The organism is Thalassolituus sp. ST750PaO-4, assembly GCF_020320405.1.
Classification (GTDB): Bacteria; Pseudomonadota; Gammaproteobacteria; order Pseudomonadales; family Oceanobacteraceae; genus Venatoribacter; species Venatoribacter alkanivorans.
In genome coordinates, this window is the sequence record NZ_JABVCB010000012.1 from 207,121 (window position 1) to 226,049 (window position 18,929).

Annotated in this window: 18 protein-coding genes and 3 tRNA genes; 17 read left to right on the forward strand and 4 right to left on the reverse strand. The window is 54.0% G+C overall.

Annotated elements, in window-relative coordinates; translation table 11 throughout:
• The first annotated feature begins 96 nt into the window (after positions 1-96).
• Together HUF18_RS14030 and HUF18_RS14035 are read left to right on the forward strand one after the other, a co-directional pair.
• Entirely contained in the window at positions 97-1,347 is a 1,251-nt protein-coding gene (locus HUF18_RS14030) for a lipoprotein-releasing ABC transporter permease subunit (protein WP_145468485.1), read from the forward strand.
• Entirely contained in the window at positions 1,340-2,029 is a 690-nt protein-coding gene (locus HUF18_RS14035; protein ID WP_145468487.1) for an ABC transporter ATP-binding protein, read from the forward strand. The genes HUF18_RS14030 and HUF18_RS14035 overlap by 8 nt, the downstream gene beginning before the upstream one ends.
• A 50-nt stretch (positions 2,030-2,079) precedes the next feature.
• Here the strand turns inward: HUF18_RS14035 and HUF18_RS14040 are convergent, their stop codons facing one another.
• Positions 2,080-2,625 carry a DUF2062 domain-containing protein gene (locus HUF18_RS14040; RefSeq protein WP_145468489.1) on the reverse strand — a complete coding sequence of 182 codons (546 nt, stop codon included), beginning with the start codon at positions 2,623-2,625 and terminating at the stop codon, positions 2,080-2,082.
• 57 nt (positions 2,626-2,682) lie between these two features.
• Here HUF18_RS14040 and HUF18_RS14045 point away from each other — a divergent pair, with 57 nt between their 5' ends.
• From HUF18_RS14045 to murB, 8 genes are all read left to right on the forward strand, one after another.
• Positions 2,683-5,025, forward strand: a complete 2,343-nt coding sequence (locus tag HUF18_RS14045; protein WP_225692634.1) for a DNA internalization-related competence protein ComEC/Rec2 — start codon at positions 2,683-2,685, stop codon at positions 5,023-5,025.
• A 115-nt stretch (positions 5,026-5,140) separates the two neighbouring features.
• A complete protein-coding gene (locus tag HUF18_RS14050) occupies positions 5,141-5,773 on the forward strand; it encodes a MotA/TolQ/ExbB proton channel family protein (protein ID WP_145468493.1) in 633 nt (210 codons plus the stop codon).
• The gene (locus tag HUF18_RS14055; protein ID WP_225692635.1) at positions 5,774-6,196 is read left to right on the forward strand and encodes an ExbD/TolR family protein; all 423 of its coding nucleotides are present in this window, start codon (positions 5,774-5,776) and stop codon (positions 6,194-6,196) included.
• Positions 6,197-6,201: 5 nt separating this feature from the next.
• Positions 6,202-7,941 carry a lipid A export permease/ATP-binding protein MsbA gene (gene msbA / locus HUF18_RS14060; protein ID WP_225692636.1) on the forward strand — a complete coding sequence of 580 codons (1,740 nt, stop codon included), beginning with the start codon at positions 6,202-6,204 and terminating at the stop codon, positions 7,939-7,941.
• Between the two features lie 8 nt (positions 7,942-7,949).
• Positions 7,950-8,957: a tetraacyldisaccharide 4'-kinase gene (gene lpxK / locus HUF18_RS14065; RefSeq protein ID WP_225692637.1), complete on the forward strand. Its 1,008-nt coding sequence runs from the start codon at positions 7,950-7,952 to the stop codon at positions 8,955-8,957.
• Complete coding sequence (locus HUF18_RS14070; RefSeq protein WP_225692638.1) at positions 8,950-9,165, forward strand: Trm112 family protein; 216 nt, start codon at positions 8,950-8,952, stop codon at positions 9,163-9,165. The genes lpxK and HUF18_RS14070 overlap by 8 nt, the downstream gene beginning before the upstream one ends.
• Before the next feature lie 5 nt (positions 9,166-9,170).
• Positions 9,171-9,668: a low molecular weight protein-tyrosine-phosphatase gene (locus HUF18_RS14075; RefSeq protein ID WP_225692639.1), complete on the forward strand. Its 498-nt coding sequence runs from the start codon at positions 9,171-9,173 to the stop codon at positions 9,666-9,668.
• Positions 9,665-10,690 (forward strand): UDP-N-acetylmuramate dehydrogenase, encoded by a 1,026-nt coding sequence (gene murB, locus HUF18_RS14080; protein WP_225692640.1) that lies wholly within the window; start codon positions 9,665-9,667, stop codon positions 10,688-10,690. The genes HUF18_RS14075 and murB overlap by 4 nt, the downstream gene beginning before the upstream one ends.
• An 89-nt stretch (positions 10,691-10,779) precedes the next feature.
• On the opposite strand, the gene HUF18_RS14085 is transcribed toward murB, so the two are convergent.
• Together HUF18_RS14085 and HUF18_RS14090 are read right to left on the reverse strand one after the other, a co-directional pair.
• A complete protein-coding gene (locus HUF18_RS14085) occupies positions 10,780-11,505 on the reverse strand; it encodes a UDP-2,3-diacylglucosamine diphosphatase (RefSeq protein ID WP_225692641.1) in 726 nt (241 codons plus the stop codon).
• Positions 11,505-11,999: a peptidylprolyl isomerase gene (locus HUF18_RS14090; protein ID WP_145468505.1), complete on the reverse strand. Its 495-nt coding sequence runs from the start codon at positions 11,997-11,999 to the stop codon at positions 11,505-11,507. The genes HUF18_RS14085 and HUF18_RS14090 overlap by 1 nt, the downstream gene beginning before the upstream one ends.
• Before the next feature lie 161 nt (positions 12,000-12,160).
• Between HUF18_RS14090 and HUF18_RS14095 the strand changes: the two genes are divergently transcribed.
• Both HUF18_RS14095 and cysS read left to right on the forward strand, forming a co-directional pair.
• Positions 12,161-13,831: a glutamine--tRNA ligase/YqeY domain fusion protein gene (locus HUF18_RS14095; RefSeq protein ID WP_225692642.1), complete on the forward strand. Its 1,671-nt coding sequence runs from the start codon at positions 12,161-12,163 to the stop codon at positions 13,829-13,831.
• 8 nt (positions 13,832-13,839) lie between these two features.
• Positions 13,840-15,210, forward strand: coding sequence for a cysteine--tRNA ligase (cysS, locus tag HUF18_RS14100; RefSeq protein WP_225692643.1), 1,371 nt, complete (start codon positions 13,840-13,842; stop codon positions 15,208-15,210).
• Between the two features lie 79 nt (positions 15,211-15,289).
• Here the strand turns inward: cysS and folD are convergent, their stop codons facing one another.
• Positions 15,290-16,147: a bifunctional methylenetetrahydrofolate dehydrogenase/methenyltetrahydrofolate cyclohydrolase FolD gene (gene folD, locus HUF18_RS14105; protein ID WP_225692644.1), complete on the reverse strand. Its 858-nt coding sequence runs from the start codon at positions 16,145-16,147 to the stop codon at positions 15,290-15,292.
• 225 nt (positions 16,148-16,372) lie between these two features.
• Between folD and HUF18_RS14110 the strand changes: the two genes are divergently transcribed.
• The 5 genes from HUF18_RS14110 to clpP all read left to right on the forward strand — a co-directional run bounded on the left by HUF18_RS14110 (position 16,373) and on the right by clpP (position 18,875).
• Positions 16,373-16,449 (forward strand) — tRNA-Pro (locus tag HUF18_RS14110).
• 23 nt (positions 16,450-16,472) lie between these two features.
• Positions 16,473-16,549 (forward strand) — tRNA-Arg (locus HUF18_RS14115).
• 27 nt (positions 16,550-16,576) lie between these two features.
• Positions 16,577-16,652 (forward strand) — tRNA-His (locus HUF18_RS14120).
• 171 nt (positions 16,653-16,823) lie between these two features.
• Entirely contained in the window at positions 16,824-18,137 is a 1,314-nt protein-coding gene (gene tig / locus HUF18_RS14125; RefSeq protein ID WP_145468513.1) for a trigger factor, read from the forward strand.
• Between the two features lie 114 nt (positions 18,138-18,251).
• Positions 18,252-18,875, forward strand: a complete 624-nt coding sequence (clpP, locus tag HUF18_RS14130) for an ATP-dependent Clp endopeptidase proteolytic subunit ClpP (RefSeq protein WP_145468515.1) — start codon at positions 18,252-18,254, stop codon at positions 18,873-18,875.
• Positions 18,876-18,929: the final 54 nt, after the last annotated feature.

An 18,929-nucleotide genomic window follows, 5' to 3' on the forward strand; every position in this document is an offset into this window, starting at 1 on the left:
TTTTCCGTGCACGGGTGTCGCTAAATCCGGCATTGTCGGGCACTATTGCGTCCGGATTGTTGTCCACCCCGTTCTCTCTGTTTGATTAAGGTCACAATGAACATTTCAGAATCCTCTCTGCCTTTATGGATAGGCCTGCGTTATCTGGCAGCTAAGCGACGAAATCATTTTATTTCTTTTATTTCAGCATCTTCGATGGTCGGTATGACACTGGGTGTGGCGGTCCTGATTCTGGTGCTGTCGGTGATGAATGGCTTTGATCGCGAATTACGCGAGCGGATTCTCGGAATGGTGCCCCATGGCGTGTTGTATGAACGCGGTGGTATTAACGACTGGCAGGTGCTGGCTGAACAGGTTGAACAGCAGCCGGGTGTCGTGGCTGCCGCACCTTTAACCCGTCTGCAGGGCATGCTGGGTTATGGCGGTCGTGTTCAGGGGGTGATGGTTACCGGGATTGAACCTGCGGCAGAGGCGCGGGTTTCGATTTTGCCGCAGCATGTCATTGATGGTCAGCTGGACGATTTACAGCCCGGCAGTTTTGGTGTGCTGCTGGGCAGTTTGCTGGCGCAACATCTGAATGTTGTGGTGGGCGATAAAATTACTTTGATGCTGCCGGAAGCGACTCTGTCACCGGCCGGGGTATTGCCACGCATTAAACGTTTAACGGTGGTGGGTATTTTTTCGGTAGGAGCTGAGCTGGATGCCAATCTTGCCGTCGTGAATCTGGAAGATGCGCGTAAGCTTGGGCGCATCAATGCTCAGGCTCAGGCTTTGCGGGTTAAATTCAGTAATTTATTCGATGCGCCGGCCGGTATCTGGCGCATGGTCAATACGCTGGATGGTTATTACACCGGCAGCGACTGGACCCGTACCCACGGCAATTTATTTCAGGCGATTAAACTTGAGAAAACCATGATTGGCCTGCTGTTGCTGATTATCGTTGCGGTGGCTGCCTTTAACATTATTTCAACGCTGGTTATGGTCGTAACCGATAAACAAGCCGATATTGCGATTTTACGTACCATGGGCGCACGGCCATCGACCGTGATGGGTATTTTTATGGTGCAGGGTTTGTCTATTGGTCTGGTTGGCGTTGTCCTTGGCACGATACTGGGCGTGTTGGGAGCGTTAAGTATTTCCGAAATTGTTGCCTGGGTTGAGCAGACTTTTGGTTTCCAGATTTTAAGTGCTGACGTGTATTTTATTTCATATTTACCGTCACAGTTGTTATGGAGTGATGTGGTGATTGTAACCAGTGCTTCCTTGTTGCTGAGTTTCCTGGCGACGCTGTATCCATCGTATCGCGCATCGCGTGTTCAGCCTGCGGAGGCATTACGCTATGAGTGAGTCCTGGGTGCTTGAGGCCACGGGCCTGCGTAAAACCTACACATCCGGACCACAGGCGGTAACAGTCTGGCAGGATGTGGATTTAAAGATCAAAGCAGGGGAGTCGGTCGCCATTGTCGGTGCCTCGGGTTCCGGTAAAACCACATTACTGAATGCGCTTGGCGGACTGGACACGGTCGATGCCGGTGCCGTCATTATTGGTGGCCAGCCATTGACCAAATTGAGTGATGCGCAGCGTACCCGCCTGCGTAATCAGGAAATTGGATTCGTTTATCAGTTTCATCATTTATTGCCGGAATTTTCGGCGCTGGAAAATGTGATGATGCCGCAGTTGCTGGCCGGTGTTGCACGTAAGGCCGCGGCCGCCCGGGCGCGTGAGTGCCTGGCGCAGCTGGGGCTTGAACATCGTGTTGATCATAAACCGGCGGAGCTGTCCGGTGGTGAGCGTCAGCGTACGGCGATTGCCCGGGCTCTGGTGAATCGTCCACGACTGGTGTTGCTGGATGAACCAACCGGTAATCTGGATCAGCAAACCGCGCGACAGGTCGAGGCTGCTATGTTAGCTCTGACCGAACAGGCTGAGACGGCATTTATTATGGTGACTCATGACAGTGAACTGGCCGGCCGGATGAACCGCTGTCTGCAGTTGCGCGACCTCACGTTATCTCCCTGGCAGGGATAACGCCGGGAGATTCTTTCACATCGGCCGGCAGTATTAATTACCGCCGGCTGTCAGTTACTTTCTTCGTTTTCTGCGGCACGCTTCAGGCGATTAATACGGCGTTTTTTCCAGTTATTGGCAATATGCAGTCGCCATGCAAGGTGGATGGCAAAATATCCGCATAAACCAAGAAAGATGCCAACGGTCAGTGATCCCACCAGCAAGGGTTGCCAGATGGAAACCAGTTCATTCAGCACCCAGTCGAGTGAAAGCTCAATGCTGAAGCTGTTGCTTGGTGTTCCCAGAAGCCAGGTGCCGAACAGATAAGTACCGTAGAACAATGGGGGAATCGTGATCGGATTGCTGACCCAGACCAGACCAACCGAAATCGGTACATTGGCATTGGCGTAAAAGGCAAAGAATGCAGCAATACCCATCTGGAATGGCATCGGCAGAAAAGCAGTAAATAAACCGACCAGGAATGCACGCGCTACCGAGCGGCGGTTAACGTGCCAAAGATTGGGTTTGCTGAACAGCGGGGAAAGGAAACGCAGAGAAGGATTACTCTGTACCTGTTCCGGCGATGGAAAAAACTTCTGTAAAAACTTTTTAGGCATGAACATCGCCAGCTGATTTATGCGCGCCGATTATGCCGATAATGCCATGGAGTGGCAATGCACCTGATTGTTCTGACCTGTGCCGCTGCTATTGTCGCGGGAACACTGTTGAGTCTTATGCAGGCTCTGGTGGTTCTGCTGCTGGCTGGCATATTACTGGCGCTTGCGGTGTGCTCAGGCTGTTGCCGTAAGCGGAGACTGCTGTTTTTACCTGTTCTGGCGACAGGCCTTCTGTATGGCAGCTTTTGGCTGCAATACAACCTCAGTCACCGTTTGCCAACGGCACTGGACCGCAGCAGGCTGACTCTGGATATCACGGTTGAGCAGGTTGAAGAGCGAGGGCAGGGTCTGCGCCTTATTACCCGCGTTGTTCACGGGCAGTTTTTACCGGGCATCCGGTCCGGATCTGATGCCAGGAATTTGCCGGAATTGCGCCGCCTGCAGCTCAGCTGGTACCGGCCGGCGATGCCGTTGCACAGTGGTATGCAGTTAAGCGCTGAGATTGTGTTGCGCAGTCCACGTGCTTTCGCCAATGGCTTGCCCTTTGATTATGAGGCTTTTCTGCTGTCTTCAGGCATTGATGCCGGCGGCTATATACGCAGTGCCCGGCTGATCGCCAGCGGCGAGCCCTCGTTACGCGATGCATTGCTGGCTGCGCAACGCCAGCTTCATTCGCCGGAGGCCTGGCCCTGGCTGGCAGGGCTGGTGTTTGGTGAACAGCAGGCGTTCAGTACTGGCCAGTGGCGGCTGGCACAGCAGACCGGCACGCTGCATCTTCTTGTTGTAAGTGGTCTGCATGTGGGGATGGTAGCCGCTCTTGGCTGGTTGCTGGCGCTTGCCTGTATCAAGCTTTGGGGGCTGCTCAGTGGCCGCGGTTTACGTCATCCGGCTTTGTTGCGTCTGTTGCTGATTGGCGGACTGACGGCGGGTTACGTCTGGCTGGCGGGAATGGGGATTGCGCTGCAGCGTGCCTGGATCATGATTATGGTGCTGCTGTGGTTATTCTTCAGCGGCTGGCGTTTTAACTGGCTGACGGCGCTTTCTCTGGCGTTGTTGCTGGTGCTGCTGGCTAACCCCCTGATCTGGACCCGCGCCGGTTTTGGCTTTTCTTTTGTTGCTGTATTGGCTTTGCTGGCGTTCTTTGCTGGTCGCCGGCAGGGATGGTTACAGACATTGTTTCTGCCCCAGTGGGTGGTATTTATCTCTATGTTGCCGTTGTTATGGTTCTGGCTGCTGCCGGTCAGTCTGGTGCAGGTTGGGGCGAACCTGCTGGCAATTCCGCTGCTGAGCCTGGTGATTCTGCCACTGGCGTTGCTGGATGCCGGTCTGAGCTGGCTGGCGGGTACACTGCTCAGTGAAGCGCAGGCGCAGATGGTTATCACTGTGCCTGACGCCTTGCTGGCGGTAGTGGGTGAGTTCTTCTGGTCAGTGCTCAATGCCCTGCAGCAACAGTTCTGGGCGGTACACTTTTACCAGCCCTGGCCGTTATTGCTGCTCTGGCCTTGTCTGCTGGTAATGCTGCGTCTGGGTGTCAGCACTGCGCTGAGCTTTGGAGCAATGCTGATGCTGTTGCTGGCGTTGTTCTGGCCTCTGTCATCTGCAGGTCCGTACCGGGAGCAGGCAATGATGCTGGATGTCGGGCAGGGGCAGAGTCTGGCTTTTATCGGTGGGCAACACACGCTGGTTTATGACACTGGTGCGCGCTTCTCGGAACATTTTGATGCCGGTGCAGCATTATTACTGCCATTGCTTAAACAGGCTGGTGTGACTCAGGTTAATACGTTGTTTGTCAGTCATTCCGATCTGGATCATGCCGGCGGCCTGAACTCTGTATTGCAGGATGGATTACCGGTGCAGCAACTGTTGTTGGGACAGTTGTTGCCGGATCTGCCTGTACAGCCGCAGGCTCACCTCTGTCGTGAACTTATAACAGCCGGTTGGCAGGAAGTCGGACCGCATCTGCATTACCGCTTGCTGCTTCTGCCGGATGAGCAGCAGGCACTGGTCAACCCTTCGGATAATAATCAGTCCTGTGTGGTGCAGGTGCGCTGGCATGAACGGCGCTTCTTGTTAACCGGTGATATTGAGCGCGATCTTGAGCAGCGATTGGTTGAGCACTTTGGCGCCGAGTTGCGCTCCGATGTCTTGGTGCTGGCTCATCATGGCAGCCGCAGCAGTTCATCTGCGGCTTTTCTCGACGCTGTAAAGCCTTCGCAGGTATGGATTTCGGCGGGATTTAATAACCGTTTTGGTCATCCTCATGCGGATGTAACGGCCCGGTTGGAGGCGCGTAAGATTCCCTGGTATCTGACGGCGCGCGATGGGGCGGTGTTGATGGCACCGGACGGTCAGGTGACGACGGCACGATCCGGTTGGCAGCCGCCCTGGCGACAGCCTTGATTTTATTCATGATTCTGCTCACAGTCCGGCACTTTCAGCGGCGTTGCGGGTCTTATGCTGCCGCCCGGGCTTGTGCTAGAGTACGGGCCAAAATAACTGGCAGGAGTAGCTGACAATGCTGGAAATCATCCAGAGCGGTGGGTGGATGATGGTACCTATCATCATTTCTTCTATTTTGGCGTTGGGAATTACCGTTGAACGGTTCTGGACCTTACGGGCGGCGCAGATTGCACCGCGTGATCTGCTGGCGCGGGTCTGGGGTTGGATGAAAAACAATCAGCTCGACAGTGCCCGTATCAAAGAACTGCGTGCTTCCAGCCCGCTGGGCCGTGTGTTGGCGGCTGGCCTGATTAACTCCCGCCATGGTCGCCAGATCATGAAAGAAAGCATCGAAGAAGTGGCCTCCCATGAAATTCATGAGATGGAGCGTTACCTTAATGCGCTGGGTACGGTTGCTGCCGTTGCTCCGCTGATGGGTCTGCTGGGTACCGTATTCGGTATGATTCAGGTGTTCTCTGAAATCATGACGCAGGGTACCGGACAGGCGAATATGCTGGCCGGTGGTATTTCTGAAGCTCTGATCACGACCGCAGCCGGTCTGATCATCGGTATTCCGGCTCTGGTTGCGCACCGTATGCTGCAGCGTCGCGTGGATGAAATTGTGGTCTTTATGGAACAGGAAGCCATCAAACTGGTGGATGTTCTGCATGGTGATCGTGAAGTGGCGGATTCCTCAGAGGCGGCCTAAGTGAACTTCAAACGACAGAATCGTGAAGCAGTGGACGTCAATCTGACGCCACTGATTGATATCGTATTTCTGCTGCTGATTTTCTTTATGGTGTCGACCACCTTCACCAAAGAAAATCACCTCAGTATTGATCTGCCGGAGGCGACGGCGGAAGCGTCCGAAGCGCAGCCACAGGCGATTGAAATTCTGATTTCAGCCAGCGGCGAATACAGTATTAATGATCAGACGCTTATCAATCATCAGCTGGATACGCTGAAGCGTGGTCTGCAGAAGGCGTTGGCAGGCCGGCAGACGGCACCAGTGGTGATTACTGCTGATGCCAAAACACCGCATGAAGCGGTGGTGCGGGCGATGGATGCCGCCGGCCAGCTCGGTCTGGTCAATCTGAGCATTACCACCCGTCAACCTGGGAAATCTGAATAAACCCCATGAGTAACGAAACCTCCATCAGGCGTCTGTACGGACGCCTGCTTTCGTATGTCTGGCCACACAAACTGGCCTTTTCCGTGGCCATTGTTGGTTACATTATTTTCGCCTCGGCAGCACCGGCAATGGCGCATCTGATGGGTGTGGTCGAGCAGACCCTGTCAGATCCGCAGCCGGATAAAATTCTGGTGCTGGTGCTGATGCTGATGGGCATCTTTTTTTACCGCGGTATCGGTACCTTTCTGGGTAAATTTTTTATTGCGGTGGTGGGCCGCAATGTCGTGCACAGCCTGCGTACTGAGCTGTTCAATAAAATGACCCGGTTGCCGAGTCATTACTACGATGGTGAATCCAGTGGCCGTTTGATCTCGCGGGTTATTTTTGATGTGGACCAGGTGACCGGCGCCTCAACCCGTGCGTTAACGACCACGGTGCAGGAAGGCGTTACCGTTATTCTGCTGATGGCTTATCTGATCTGGCTGGATTACAGCCTGACGCTGATTTTCCTTGGCTTGGTACCGGTGATTGTTCTGGTGGTTGCTTTCGCCAGTCGCTTCTTCCGTCGTTACAGCCAGCGTATTCAGAAAGCGATGGGGGATGTGACCCAGGTAACCAACGAGAGTATTAATGGTTACCGTGAAGTGCGTACTTTTGGCGGTACTGAATATGAACAGCAGCGTTTCCGTAAAGCCAGTGACTATAACCGCAAGCAATCGCTGAAGTTTGGTCTGACCGAAGCCATTAACGTGCCGCTGACTCAGCAGATTGTGGCTGTCGGTTTGGGTCTGATGGTGTATCTGATGTTTCAGCGGGTGGCCGACGGCAGTATGAGCAGCGCTGAATTCCTGCAGTTTATGACCGCCGCTTCGTTGATCGCCAAGCCGCTGCGCGCGCTGACCGATATTAATGCCGTGATTCAGAAAGGTATGACCGCTGCAGAATCTATTTTCTCGGTGCTGGATGCCGACGCCGAAGTGGATCAGGGCACTAAAACCCTGACCCGCGCTAAGGGGGAGGTCTGCTTCGATGATGTTCGCTTCCGCTATCAGGGCGCCGAAAACGATGCGCTGAAAGGCATCAGCCTGAAAGTGACACCGGGTACCTCGGTCGCTTTTGTCGGTAAATCTGGCAGTGGTAAGACCACGCTGGTGAATCTGATTCCGCGTTTTTACGAAGTAGGCTCCGGCCGTATTCTGCTTGATGGTGACGATATCCGCGATCTGACCCTCGACAGTCTGCGTGAGCAGATTGCCATCGTCAGTCAGCAGGTGACGTTGTTCAACGCCAGCATCCGCGACAACATTGCCTACGGCTCGCTGGCGGATAAAACCGATGAAGAAATCATCGCCGCCGCCAAGGCCGCCCATGCCGATGAATTTATTTCCCGTCTGCCGGAAGGCTACAACACCCAGGTCGGTGAAGACGGCGTGCTGTTATCCGGCGGTCAGCGCCAGCGCATTGCCATTGCCCGGGCGATTCTGAAAAACGCTCCGGTGCTGATTCTGGATGAGGCGACTTCTGCGCTGGATACCGAGTCTGAACGCCATATTCAGGCGGCCATGGAAGAAGTGATGAAAGGCCGTACTACCTTTGTGATCGCCCACCGCCTGAGCACTATTGAAAGTGCCGACCGTATCGTAGTAATCGATCAGGGCGAGGTGCGTGAAGACGGCTCCCATGCCGAGCTGATTGCGCAGCAGGGCATGTACGCTCAGCTGCATCAGATTCAGTTCAGCGAATAACAGTTGCTATGAGCAATGCTCTCGCCGGGCTGGCGGCACGGATTGAACGCAACTGGTATGGCTCGGTGCTGGGCAATCTGTGGCTGCTGCCGCTCTGGCCGCTGGTTTGGGTGGTCGTGCACCTGCGCCGTCGTCGCTTCCTGCGTAATCCGCCAGCGGCCAATCCTGTACCTGTGGTGGTGGTTGGTAATATTACCGTGGGCGGGACTGGTAAAACACCGCTCATTACCTTGCTGGCCGAGCGTGCCCGGGCGCTGGGTCTCAGACCCGCGGTCGTCAGCCGTGGCTACGGCGCTAAAGCCCCGCAATATCCTCTGGATCTGACGGCTGATACGCCGGTAGAGCACAGTGGTGACGAACCCCGTTTGCTGTTTAACCGCCTGAATACCGCTGCCTCCTTTTGTCCGGTAGTGGTCGATCCTGATCGCCGCCGTGCGGTGGCTGATCTTGCGGGTCGGGCGGATATCGTTTTCAGCGATGACGGCCTGCAGCATTACGCTATGGCCAGAGCCGCCGAAATTGTGGTGGTCGATCATGCCCGTGGTTTTGGTAACGGCTGGTTGCTGCCGCTGGGGCCATTACGCGAGCCGCTGGCACGGCTTAAAACGGTGGATCTGGTGTTGCACAACGGCGCGGATTTTCAGGTGCAGCCAACGGCACTGGTAAATGCTGTCAGTGGTGAACAGATTGCTCTGCAAAGCTTCAGTGGCCGCGAAGTGGTGGCGGTTTCCGGTATTGGCAATCCGCAGCGTTTCTACGATTCACTGCGCAGTCTGGGGATGCAACCACGGGAGCACAGTTTTGCCGATCATCATCAGTTTCAGCCCGATGATCTGGCCTTTCATCAGCAAACACCTGATCTGCCGCTCGTGATGACGGAAAAAGATTGGGTAAAATGCCGTGACTTTGCCCGGCCCGACTGGTGGTATCTGCAGGTCAGTGCGGTGGCACAGCCTGAGATAGAAGCGCGGCTGGATTCTTTATTAATGACCTGGAGTGGAAAAACTCATGGATAAGCAATTACTGAGCATGCTGGTATGTCCGCTGTGCAAGGGCAAACTCAAGTATGAAAAAGACGCACAGGAGCTGCTGTGTACCTTCGACGGTCTGGCATTCCCGCTGCGCGATGGGGTGCCGGTGATGCTGGAAGGTGAAGCACGCCGTATGAGCGAAGAAGAAAAGCTCGAAAAAGCGCAGAAAGCCGCCAAAGAACAGACTGAGTAAGCACTGTGCTGCGTGTGCTTTTTGTGTGTCTGGGCAATATCTGCCGTTCACCTACCGCCGACGGCGTTTTCCGCAGCATGGTTGCCTCTGCCGGGCTGAGTGATCAGGTTGAGGTGGACTCCGCCGGCACTGCCGCCTGGCATATCGGCAAAACGCCCGATCCGCGCACTATTAAAGCCGCGGCTGAGCGCGGTTACGATTTATCGGTGTTGCGTGCGCGTCAGGCGCTGGCCGCCGATTTTGATCAGTTTGATTATGTGCTGGCGATGGATCTGGAAAACCTCAGCAATCTGCGCGCGTTAAAACCCGCCACTGCGCGTACTGACCCCCAGCTGTTTTTACGCAGCTTTGCCCGCCGCTTTAACAGCGACGAAGTACCGGACCCATACTATGGCGGTGCTGATGGCTTTGAGCAGGTGCTGGATCTGGTTGAAGACGGCTGTGAAGGTTTGCTGGCCGATATTCGTCAGCGTTTAAACCAGCGCGCAAAGGAAACACCGTGAATCATCCCGTACCCGAGGTGCAGCAGAACTACGATCTGTCGGCACTGAATACGCTGCGCTTACCAGCGCAGGCCGAAGCCTTTGCGCGTTTTTCTTCCGCCTCGGAATTGCTCAGCCTGCTGACGCTGGCGCAACGGAACAACTGGCCGGTGCGGGTTCTGGGCGGCGGCAGTAATGTGTTGCTGGCCGACGACGTGCCCGGTCTGGTGCTGCAGTCGGCCATGACCTCGGTGCGTTTGCTGCGTGAAGATGCCACCCATCGCTGGCTGGCGGTGGATGCCGGCATGAACTGGCATCAGTGGGTACAGGACAGCACAGAGTTTGGCCATGGGCTGGAGAATCTGGCGCTGATTCCGGGTTCTGTCGGTGCTTCGCCGATTCAGAATATCGGCGCTTACGGCGTTGAAGTCGCCGACTGCATCGACTCGGTATCCGGTATTCAGCTCAGCACTCGCCAGTGGTGCACGCTGAGTGCCGCCGAATGCCGCTTTGCCTATCGTGATTCTATTTTCAAGCATGAGCTGGCCGGTGATTTTATTGTCACCCGCGTGGTCTTCCGCCTGGGTAAAACCTTTGCGCCGGATCTGAGTTATGGCCCTTTGGCCAGCTGGGCGACGGCGCAGGGCGATGCGATCAGTCCGCCGGCGCTGATTGAACAGGTGTGTGCGATTCGCCAGAGTAAATTGCCGGACCCGGTGCAAATTCCCAATGCCGGTTCTTTCTTCAAAAATCCGCTGGTGTCGGTATATCAGGCAACACAGCTGAGCGCTCAGCACCCGTCATTACCAACCTATCCGCAGGCCGATGGCCGTATCAAACTGGCGGCTGGCTGGCTGATTGAACAGGCCGGCTGGAAAGGGCGCTGGCTTGGCCCGGTGCGGATGCACGATCAGCAGGCGCTGGTGCTGACCACCAATGGCGCGGCAAACTATACCGATATTGAGCACTTGCGTGATGCGGTGGTCGCCAGTGTGAATGAGCAATTTGGTGTGCAGCTGGAGCCTGAGCCGCAGCCGTTCTGAGCAGATTGCAGAAACACGTCAGTAATAAAAAAGCCGGCATCAAGCCGGCTTTTTTATTACTGCAGTCAGGGTCTGTTTAGTCGCTTCATTCAGAACGTAAACTGACTGAGCTGCAGTCCGCTTTCTTCACTCCAGCGGATCATCCAGCCGCAATCGTCTGACCAGTCGCCCAGCACCAGACGGCGGCGTTCGCATCCGTTGTGCATCCAGCGGTGATCATCCGGGCGGTGGGTATGGCCATGAATCAGGGTGGTAACACCGGCCTGGTCCATTTCGCGGTCCACCTCTTCCGGGGTGACATCCATGATATCGGAGCTTTTCATCTGCTGACCGCTCTTACTCTCGCTGCGAACCTGGCGGGCAAAGGCAATGCGCTCTTCCAGTGGTTTACTGAGGAAGTCCTGCTGCCAGGCCGGGTTGCGGAACATCTGACGGATCTTCATATATTCCACATCAAGGGTGCAGAGGCTGTCGCCGTGCATCAGCAGTACCGCATCGTCACCCAGGGTGATCACGGCCGGATCATCGAGCAGGGTGGCGCCGGTCTGTTCGCAGAAGGTCTGGCCCAGCAGGAAGTCGCGGTTGCCGTGCATCAGAAACAGGCGGGTGCCTTTGTTGCTGAGTGCGCGCAGGGCGTCTTTGATGCTGCTGACGAAGGGATGATCAAAGTCATCGCCCATCCAAACTTCAAAAAAGTCGCCGAGAATATAAAGCGCATCGGCATCCTGCAGATTCTGCAGATAATGCACAAAGCCCTGAGCCATGGCCGGGCGGCCAGGCTCAAGATGCAGATCGGAGATGAAATAAACCGCCATTACGCGATGATTTCAGCTTTTTCGATGATGACGTCTTCGACCGGAACGTCCTGGTGGCCCATACGGGTGGTGGTTTTAACGGCTTTGATGCGGTTAACCACGTCCATGCCTTCAACCACTTCACCAAATACGGCATAACCCCAGCCCTGAGTGGACTTGCTGGTGTGGTTCAGGAAGTCGTTGTCCGATACGTTGATAAAGAACTGCGCGCTGGCGGAGTGTGGGTCCATGGTACGGGCCATGGCCAGAGTGCCAACGGTGTTTTTCAGACCGTTGTCTGCTTCGTTTTCAATCGGCATGTCGGTTTCTTTGTTAACCATACCCGGGGCAAAGCCGCCGCCCTGGATCATAAAACCGTCGATCACACGGTGGAAAATCACGCCGTCGTAGTAGCCTTCTTTTACGTACTTCTCGAAGTTGGCCGCAGTTTTTGGCGCTTTCTCGTGGTTCAGTTCGATTTTGATGTCGCCGAAGTTGGTTTTAAGCAGGATCATGTGAAGCCTCTGTCATTGAATCGTGTATCCCTTCATGGGATTGAGTGCGTATAATACCGCCTTTTTCGCGGCCTGACAGCGCCGTGGCACGATTGCCGGAATTTCCGCCCGGAACAGCCTCCGCGCGGCAAGCTGCCGGTACTACTCAGAAACGGATGGTTATGACAGACACAACTCCAAACAGCCACAATTTCATTGCCAAAATCGTTCAGGATGACCTCGCCAGCGGTAAGGTTCAGAGCGTTGTGACACGCTTTCCGCCTGAGCCTAACGGTTATCTGCATGTGGGCCATGCCAAATCAATCTGCCTGAACTTCGGTGTAGCCGAACAGTTCAACGGCCAGTGTAACCTGCGTTTCGACGACACCAACCCGGAAAAAGAAAGCCAGGAATTTATTGATGCGATCAAAGACGACATCACCTGGCTGGGCTTTAACTGGGCCGGAGAGGTGCGTTATGCCTCGGATTACTTTGACCAGCTGCATCAGTGGGCGTTGCACCTGATCCGCGAAGGCAAGGCTTATGTCTGTGACCTCAGCCCGGAGCAGGCGCGTGAATACCGTGGCACCCTGACCGAAGCGGGTAAAAACAGCCCGTTCCGTGAGCGCACGGTAGAAGAAAACCTGGCGCTGTTTGAGAAAATGCGTGCCGGTGAGTTCAACGAAGGTGCCTGCGTGCTGCGCGCCAAAATTGATATGGCATCGCCAAACATGAACCTGCGCGATCCGATCATCTATCGTATCCGTAAAGTGCATCACCATCAGACCGGTGATAAATGGTGTATTTACCCGACCTATGACTTTACCCATGGTCAGTCGGATGCCATCGAAGGCATTACTCATTCGGTCTGTACGCTGGAATTTGAAGACCACAAACCACTGTACGACTGGTTTATTGCCAACCTGCCGGTGCCGGCACAGCCGCGTCAGTACGAATTTGGCCGCCTGAATCTGGATTACACCGTAACCTCCAAGCGTAAGCTGAAAGCTCTGGTGGATGATCAGGTTGTTGCTGGCTGGAATGATCCGCGCATGCCTACCATCGCCGGTATGCGTCGTCGTGGATTTACTCCGCGCTCGGTGCGTAATTTCTGCGAAATGATTGGTGTGACCCGCAGTGACGGTATGGTCGATGTGGCGATGCTGGAGCACGCGCTGCGTGACGATCTGAACAAGCATGCACCGCGTGCGATGTGTGTGATCCGGCCGTTAAAAGTCGAGATCGAAAATCTGGCCGCCGATCATCTGGAAATGCTCAGCGCCGAATATCATCACGAGCTGGATCTGGGTTCGCGCGAAATGCCGTTTACCCGTGAGATCTATATCGATCAGGATGATTTTAAAGAAGAGTACAGCAAGAAATTCAAAAAGAAATTCACGCCGGGTAAACGTATCCGTCTGCGTCATTCTTATGTGATCGAAGCAACCAGCTACGAAAAAGACGAAGCCGGCAATGTTGTGCTGGTGCGGGCGAAATTAATCGAAGGCACGCTGGGTGAAAATCCGGCCGACGGTGATAACCCGAAAGGGGTGGTGCACTGGGTTTCGGCCAGTCATTCGGTGCAGGCAGAATTGCGCCTGTATGAGCGTCTGTTTAATCACCCGACGCCGGATAAAGTCGACGGCGATTTCATGCAGTTTGTAAATCGCGATTCGCTCACCGTTACCACCGGCTGGGTTGAACCTGCGCTGGCCAATGTCGGTGCAGAAAGTAATTTCCAGTTTGAGCGTGAAGGCTATTTTGTTGCTGACCGCTACGATCACAGCGCTGACAAGCCGGTCTTTAACCTGACCATTGGCTTGCGTGAAGATAAATCACTGCAGGCAGATTAAGGCTGATTATGACTTTGCAGATTTTTAATACGCTGACGCGTCAGAAAGAAGAATTTAAACCGTTACAGCCTGGCAAGGTTGGTATGTATGTCTGTGGTATGACGGTTTATGACTTCTGTCACCTGGGCCATGCCCGGGTGATGGTGGCGTTTGACGTTATTGCCCGTTACTTGCGTCATCGTGGTTATGAGGTGAATTACATCCGTAATATCACCGATATCGACGATAAAATTATCAAACGCGCTAACGAAAACGGCGAAGCTTTTGATGTGTTAACCGAGCGCTTTATTGCTGAAATGCACAAAGATGCCGACCTGCTGGAAATTGAGCGTCCGAATGCAGAGCCAAAAGCCACGGCGCATATCGATGATATTATCCGTCTGGTCGAAACCCTGATTGCCAAAGGTTATGCCTACGCGCCGGGGAATGGTGATGTGTATTACTCGGTGCGTAAATTCGAAGGTTACGGCAAATTATCCGGGAAGATTCTGGATGATTTAGAAGCCGGTGCGCGTGTCGATGTTGACGAACATAAAGAAGATCCTCTGGATTTTGTGTTGTGGAAAGCCGCCAAAGCCGACGAACCACACTGGCATTCACCGTGGGGTATTGGTCGCCCAGGCTGGCACATTGAATGTTCGGCGATGTCATCCTGCTGTCTGGGTGAGACCTTTGATATTCATGGTGGCGGTCCGGATCTTAAATTCCCGCACCACGAAAACGAAATTGCCCAGTCGGAAGCGGCTACGGGTAAAAAATACGTGAATACCTGGATGCATGCCGGTGCGGTTCGTGTTGATGGTGAAAAGATGTCCAAATCGCTGGGCAACTTTTTTACCATCCGCGAAATTCTGGAAAAATATCCGGCGGAAGTGGTGCGTTTTTTACTGCTCTCCAGTCAGTATCGCAGCGCGATCAATTATTCCGAAGACAGCCTGAAAGAAGCGCACACCAAGCTGGAGCGTTTTTATAATGCGCTGCGTGGTGTTGTGGTTGGCGAGGTTGCGGATATTGATAATGAATATTCGCAACGCTTCCATGCTGCAATGGATGATGACTTCAATACGCCGGAAGCCATTGCCGCCTTGTTTGACCTGGTGCGGGCGGTGAATAAAGCAGAAGGTGCAGAGCAGGCAGCGCTGGCCGGTCAGTTGCGTTATCTGGCGGGTGTTCTGGGTTGTCTGCAGTCTGAGCCGGAAGCCTTTTTGCAGTCCGGTGCCGATGTGGATGAGGCCTGGATTCAGGAGATGATCAGTAAACGTGCTGAGGCGAAAAAAGCCAAAGATTTTGCTACGGCAGATCAGGTGCGTGATGAGTTGCTGGCGCAGGGAGTTGTGCTGCGTGATGGTCCGGAAGGTACCAGCTGGTCAAAGCAGTAATCCGCCGTTAGCGGCAGATATGAAAAAGCCCGGACAGAGCGATCTGTCCGGGCTTTTTTGTTTTCTTAATATTCAGTGATTACTGCTTGTGCAGGGTCTCACAGGCAAACAGGGTGTTTTCCAGCAGTTTGGCGCGGGTCATCGGGCCTACACCACCCGGAACCGGGGTGATGAAGGCAGCGCGTTCGGCGGCGGCGGCAAAATCCACATCGCCAATCAGTTTGCCGTCAGCCTGGCGGTTAATACCAACATCTATCACGGTGGCGCCGGGCTTGATCCATTCACCTTTGACAATACCCGGCTTACCAACGGCAACGACCACAATGTCGGCCTGCTGAACGTGATGTGCCAGATCTTTGGTGAAGCGGTGGCAGGTGGTTACTGTGCAGCCTTTCAGCAGCAGTTCCAGTCCCATCGGGCGGCCAACAATGTTGGATGCGCCAACAATGACCGCATGCTTGCCACGAACTTCCTCGCCGGTGCCTTCCAGCAGATCAACGATGCCGGCTGGGGTGCAGGGGCGCAGCATCGGCATGCGCTGTGCCAGGCGGCCAAGATTGAATGGGTGGAAGCCGTCAACATCTTTGGTTGGGTCGATACGCTCAAGAATTTCATCGGCTTTCAGGCCGGCAGGTAAGGGCAGTTGTACCAGAATGCCATCAACACTGCTGTCATGGTTCAGCTCGTCGATCAGGTCCAGCAGTTGTTGCTGGGTGGTTTCTGCCGGCAGGTCAAAGGCCTTACTGACAATGCCGACCTGTTCGCAGTCTTTACGCTTATGCGCCACATAGACTTCGGACGCAGGGTCGCTGCCTACTAATATGACCGCCAGACCGGGTGCGCGCAGACCTTTCTCTGTGCGGGCCTGAACCTGCTGTTTAATGGATTCGCGAATCGCTTTGGCAGTGGCGTTGCCATCGATCAGTTGAGCGGTCATAAGCGCAGTAAACCTGTAGCAGTTATCAAAGCGCGCGATTTTCTCATGTGCGCTGAGAAAAACAAAGATACCGCTGGCGCCAGCCTGCGGATAAATGCAGAAACGCTCAAAAAATCACCGAACCGATTGTTTTTATTAATTTTTTTCAAAAAGTCGTTGACGGGGTGGGGGCTCATCTATAATATGCGCAGCCACTTGCAGGGCACTTCGCAAAGCAAGTAAGTTCGGGGTATAGCGCAGTCTGGTAGCGCGCCTGCTTTGGGAGCAGGATGTCGGGAGTTCGAATCTCTCTACCCCGACCACTAATGTCTGAATGAATTGACATGCGCCCGTAGCTCAATTGGATAGAGCATCGGCCTTCTAAGCCGAGGGTTGCAGGTTCAATCCCTGCCGGGTGCGCCATTTGGCAATCTCAGCAGAACTTTTGTGGTGGCCGTAGCTCAGTTGGTAGAGTCCAGGATTGTGATTCCTGTTGTCGCGGGTTCGAGCCCCGTCGGCCACCCCACTTCCCCTTCTTAATTCCTTTTGTTTATATCTCCTAAGTGTTTGATTGCTCAAGCATTCTAAATGGTTTTATTCGGGCAGTGCCTTGCGCTATAATCCGCGCCTTTCTGATTTTATCGGCGCCGGGCGAGGCCTGTGCGTTATTTTTTGAACAGTATATTGAGAGGCATCTATGCAAGTGTCCATTGAGACCACTTCCGGTCTTCAGCGTGTAATGACCATTGGCGTTCCTGCAGCAGAAGTAGAAGGTAAAGTAACTGCTGAACTGAAGCGTATCTCCAAAGGCCAGCGCGTAAATGGTTTCCGTAAAGGCAAGCCGCTGCCTCCGGCTGTTGCCAAGCGTATGTTTGGTAAGCAGGCGCGTTACGAAGCTATCTACCAGCAAATGCAACAGTCTTTCTTTAAAGCCGTGCAGGACGAGAATGTAAAACTGGCCGGCATGCCAACTTTCGAGCCTACCGTTGATGAAGACGGTAAGGATCTGGAATTTAAAGCGACGTTTGAAGTCTACCCGGAGATCACTCTGGCCGATTTCGGCAGCATCGAAGTTGAACAGAAAACTGCTACCGTAACCGACGCGGATCTGGACACCATGCTGGATACTCTGCGTAAGCAGAATGCCAAGTGGGAAGAGTCTGCTGAAGCTGCCGCTGATGGCGACCAGGTAGTGATCGATTTCGAAGGTTTCATCGACGGTGAAGCATTTGAAGGTGGTGCAGCCAAAGGTTACAGCCTGACTCTGGGTTCCAACTCTATGATTCCTGGCTTCGAAGCGGGCCTGGTGGGTGCGAAAGCCGGCGAAGAGAAAACTCTGGACGTTGCTTTCCCTGAGGACTACCACAAAGAAGAACTGAAAGGTAAGCCTGCTCAGTTCAAGGTAACCGTTACTGCGGTTAAGAAGCCTCAGCTGCCTGAACTGAACGAAGAATTCTTCAAAGGTTTTGGTGTCGAAACCGCTGATGAAGCTGAATTCAAAACCGAAATCCGTAAGAACATGGACCGTGAACTGGCCCGTGCTCTGCGCAGTCTGACCAAGCAGCAGGTTATTGCTGGTCTGGTTGCTGCTAACACCGTTGAAGCTCCGTCTTCTCTGGTTGATCAGGAAATTGATCGTCTGCGTAAGCAGGCTGTTCAGCAGTTTGGCGGTGGCCAGCAGCTGGATCCTAACATGCTGCCAGCTGAGCTGTTCAAAGATCAGGCTGAGAAGCGCGTTGTTATCGGTCTGCTGATGAATGCGGTTATCGAAGCGAACGAATTGACGCCTTCGGCCGAAAAAGTGGCTGAATTGATTGAAGAAGTTGCCGCGACTTATCAGGATCCTGAAGAGGTGCGCAACTACTACAACAGCAACCCGCAGCAGAAATCTCAGGTAGAAGCGCTGGCTCTGGAAGAGCAGGCGGTTGAGAAAGTTCTGGCAGGGGCTAAGATCAGCCAGTCAGAAGCCACTTACGAAGAAGTGATCCGCGCGGCTAATCAGCCTGCCTGATCACTCGACAGAGTGACTGACACAACGCCAATCAATGGCTAAACTCAGAGACAGCCGCACACATTGCGGCTGTTTTTGTAAAAAAGCTAATTATGTCAGGGAGTACAGGGTCGAATGTTTGACTCCATGAAACAACAGTCAGAAATCATCCAGGCAAGCGGTCTGGTACCAATGGTGGTAGAGCAGTCAGCCCGCGGTGAGCGTGCTTACGACATCTACTCACGCTTGCTGAAAGAGCGCGTAATCTTCCTGGTTGGCCCGGTCGAAGACCATATGGCTAATCTGGTGGTGGCGCAGTTGCTGTTCCTTGAGTCTGAGAATCCGGACAAGGATATTCACCTGTACATCAACTCGCCGGGTGGTTCGGTGTCTGCAGGTCTGTCTATTTATGACACCATGCAGTTTATCAAGCCGGATGTCAGTACGATGGTGATTGGTCAGGCCTGCAGTATGGGGGCATTTCTGCTCGCAGCTGGCGCCAAAGGCAAGCGTCTCAGTGTGCCTAACTCCCGCGTTATGATTCACCAGCCGAGTGGCGGTGCGCAGGGGCAGGCAACGGATATTCAGATCCATGCGCGTAACATTCAGGACACCAAAGAACGCCTGAACCGTATTCTGGCTCATCATACCGGGCAGAGTATTGAACAAGTGACCGCGGATACTGAACGTGACAACTTTATGGATCCGGAAGCTGCGCTGGCTTACGGTCTGATCGACAAGGTTGTTACAAACCGCTGATTGACTTAAGGCTGGATTACTCTGTTTCCGGCCTTGAAATACCCGATAAAAAGA

Excerpts from the sequence above, each read along its gene's own strand:
- HUF18_RS14030 (WP_145468485.1), top strand. The coding sequence starts at position 97 with ATGAACATTTCAGAATCCTCTCTGCCTTTATGGATAGGCCTGCGTTAT.
- HUF18_RS14035 (WP_145468487.1), top strand. The coding sequence starts at position 1,340 with ATGAGTGAGTCCTGGGTGCTTGAGGCCACGGGCCTGCGTAAAACCTAC.
- HUF18_RS14040 (WP_145468489.1), bottom strand. The coding sequence starts at position 2,625 with ATGCCTAAAAAGTTTTTACAGAAGTTTTTTCCATCGCCGGAACAGGTA.
- HUF18_RS14045 (WP_225692634.1), top strand. The coding sequence starts at position 2,683 with ATGCACCTGATTGTTCTGACCTGTGCCGCTGCTATTGTCGCGGGAACA.
- HUF18_RS14050 (WP_145468493.1), top strand. The coding sequence starts at position 5,141 with ATGCTGGAAATCATCCAGAGCGGTGGGTGGATGATGGTACCTATCATC.
- msbA (WP_225692636.1), top strand. The coding sequence starts at position 6,202 with ATGAGTAACGAAACCTCCATCAGGCGTCTGTACGGACGCCTGCTTTCG.
- lpxK (WP_225692637.1), top strand. The coding sequence starts at position 7,950 with ATGAGCAATGCTCTCGCCGGGCTGGCGGCACGGATTGAACGCAACTGG.
- HUF18_RS14070 (WP_225692638.1), top strand. The coding sequence starts at position 8,950 with ATGGATAAGCAATTACTGAGCATGCTGGTATGTCCGCTGTGCAAGGGC.
- HUF18_RS14085 (WP_225692641.1), bottom strand. The coding sequence starts at position 11,505 with ATGGCGGTTTATTTCATCTCCGATCTGCATCTTGAGCCTGGCCGCCCG.
- HUF18_RS14090 (WP_145468505.1), bottom strand. The coding sequence starts at position 11,999 with ATGATCCTGCTTAAAACCAACTTCGGCGACATCAAAATCGAACTGAAC.
- HUF18_RS14095 (WP_225692642.1), top strand. The coding sequence starts at position 12,161 with ATGACAGACACAACTCCAAACAGCCACAATTTCATTGCCAAAATCGTT.
- cysS (WP_225692643.1), top strand. The coding sequence starts at position 13,840 with ATGACTTTGCAGATTTTTAATACGCTGACGCGTCAGAAAGAAGAATTT.
- folD (WP_225692644.1), bottom strand. The coding sequence starts at position 16,147 with ATGACCGCTCAACTGATCGATGGCAACGCCACTGCCAAAGCGATTCGC.
- tig (WP_145468513.1), top strand. The coding sequence starts at position 16,824 with ATGCAAGTGTCCATTGAGACCACTTCCGGTCTTCAGCGTGTAATGACC.
- clpP (WP_145468515.1), top strand. The coding sequence starts at position 18,252 with ATGTTTGACTCCATGAAACAACAGTCAGAAATCATCCAGGCAAGCGGT.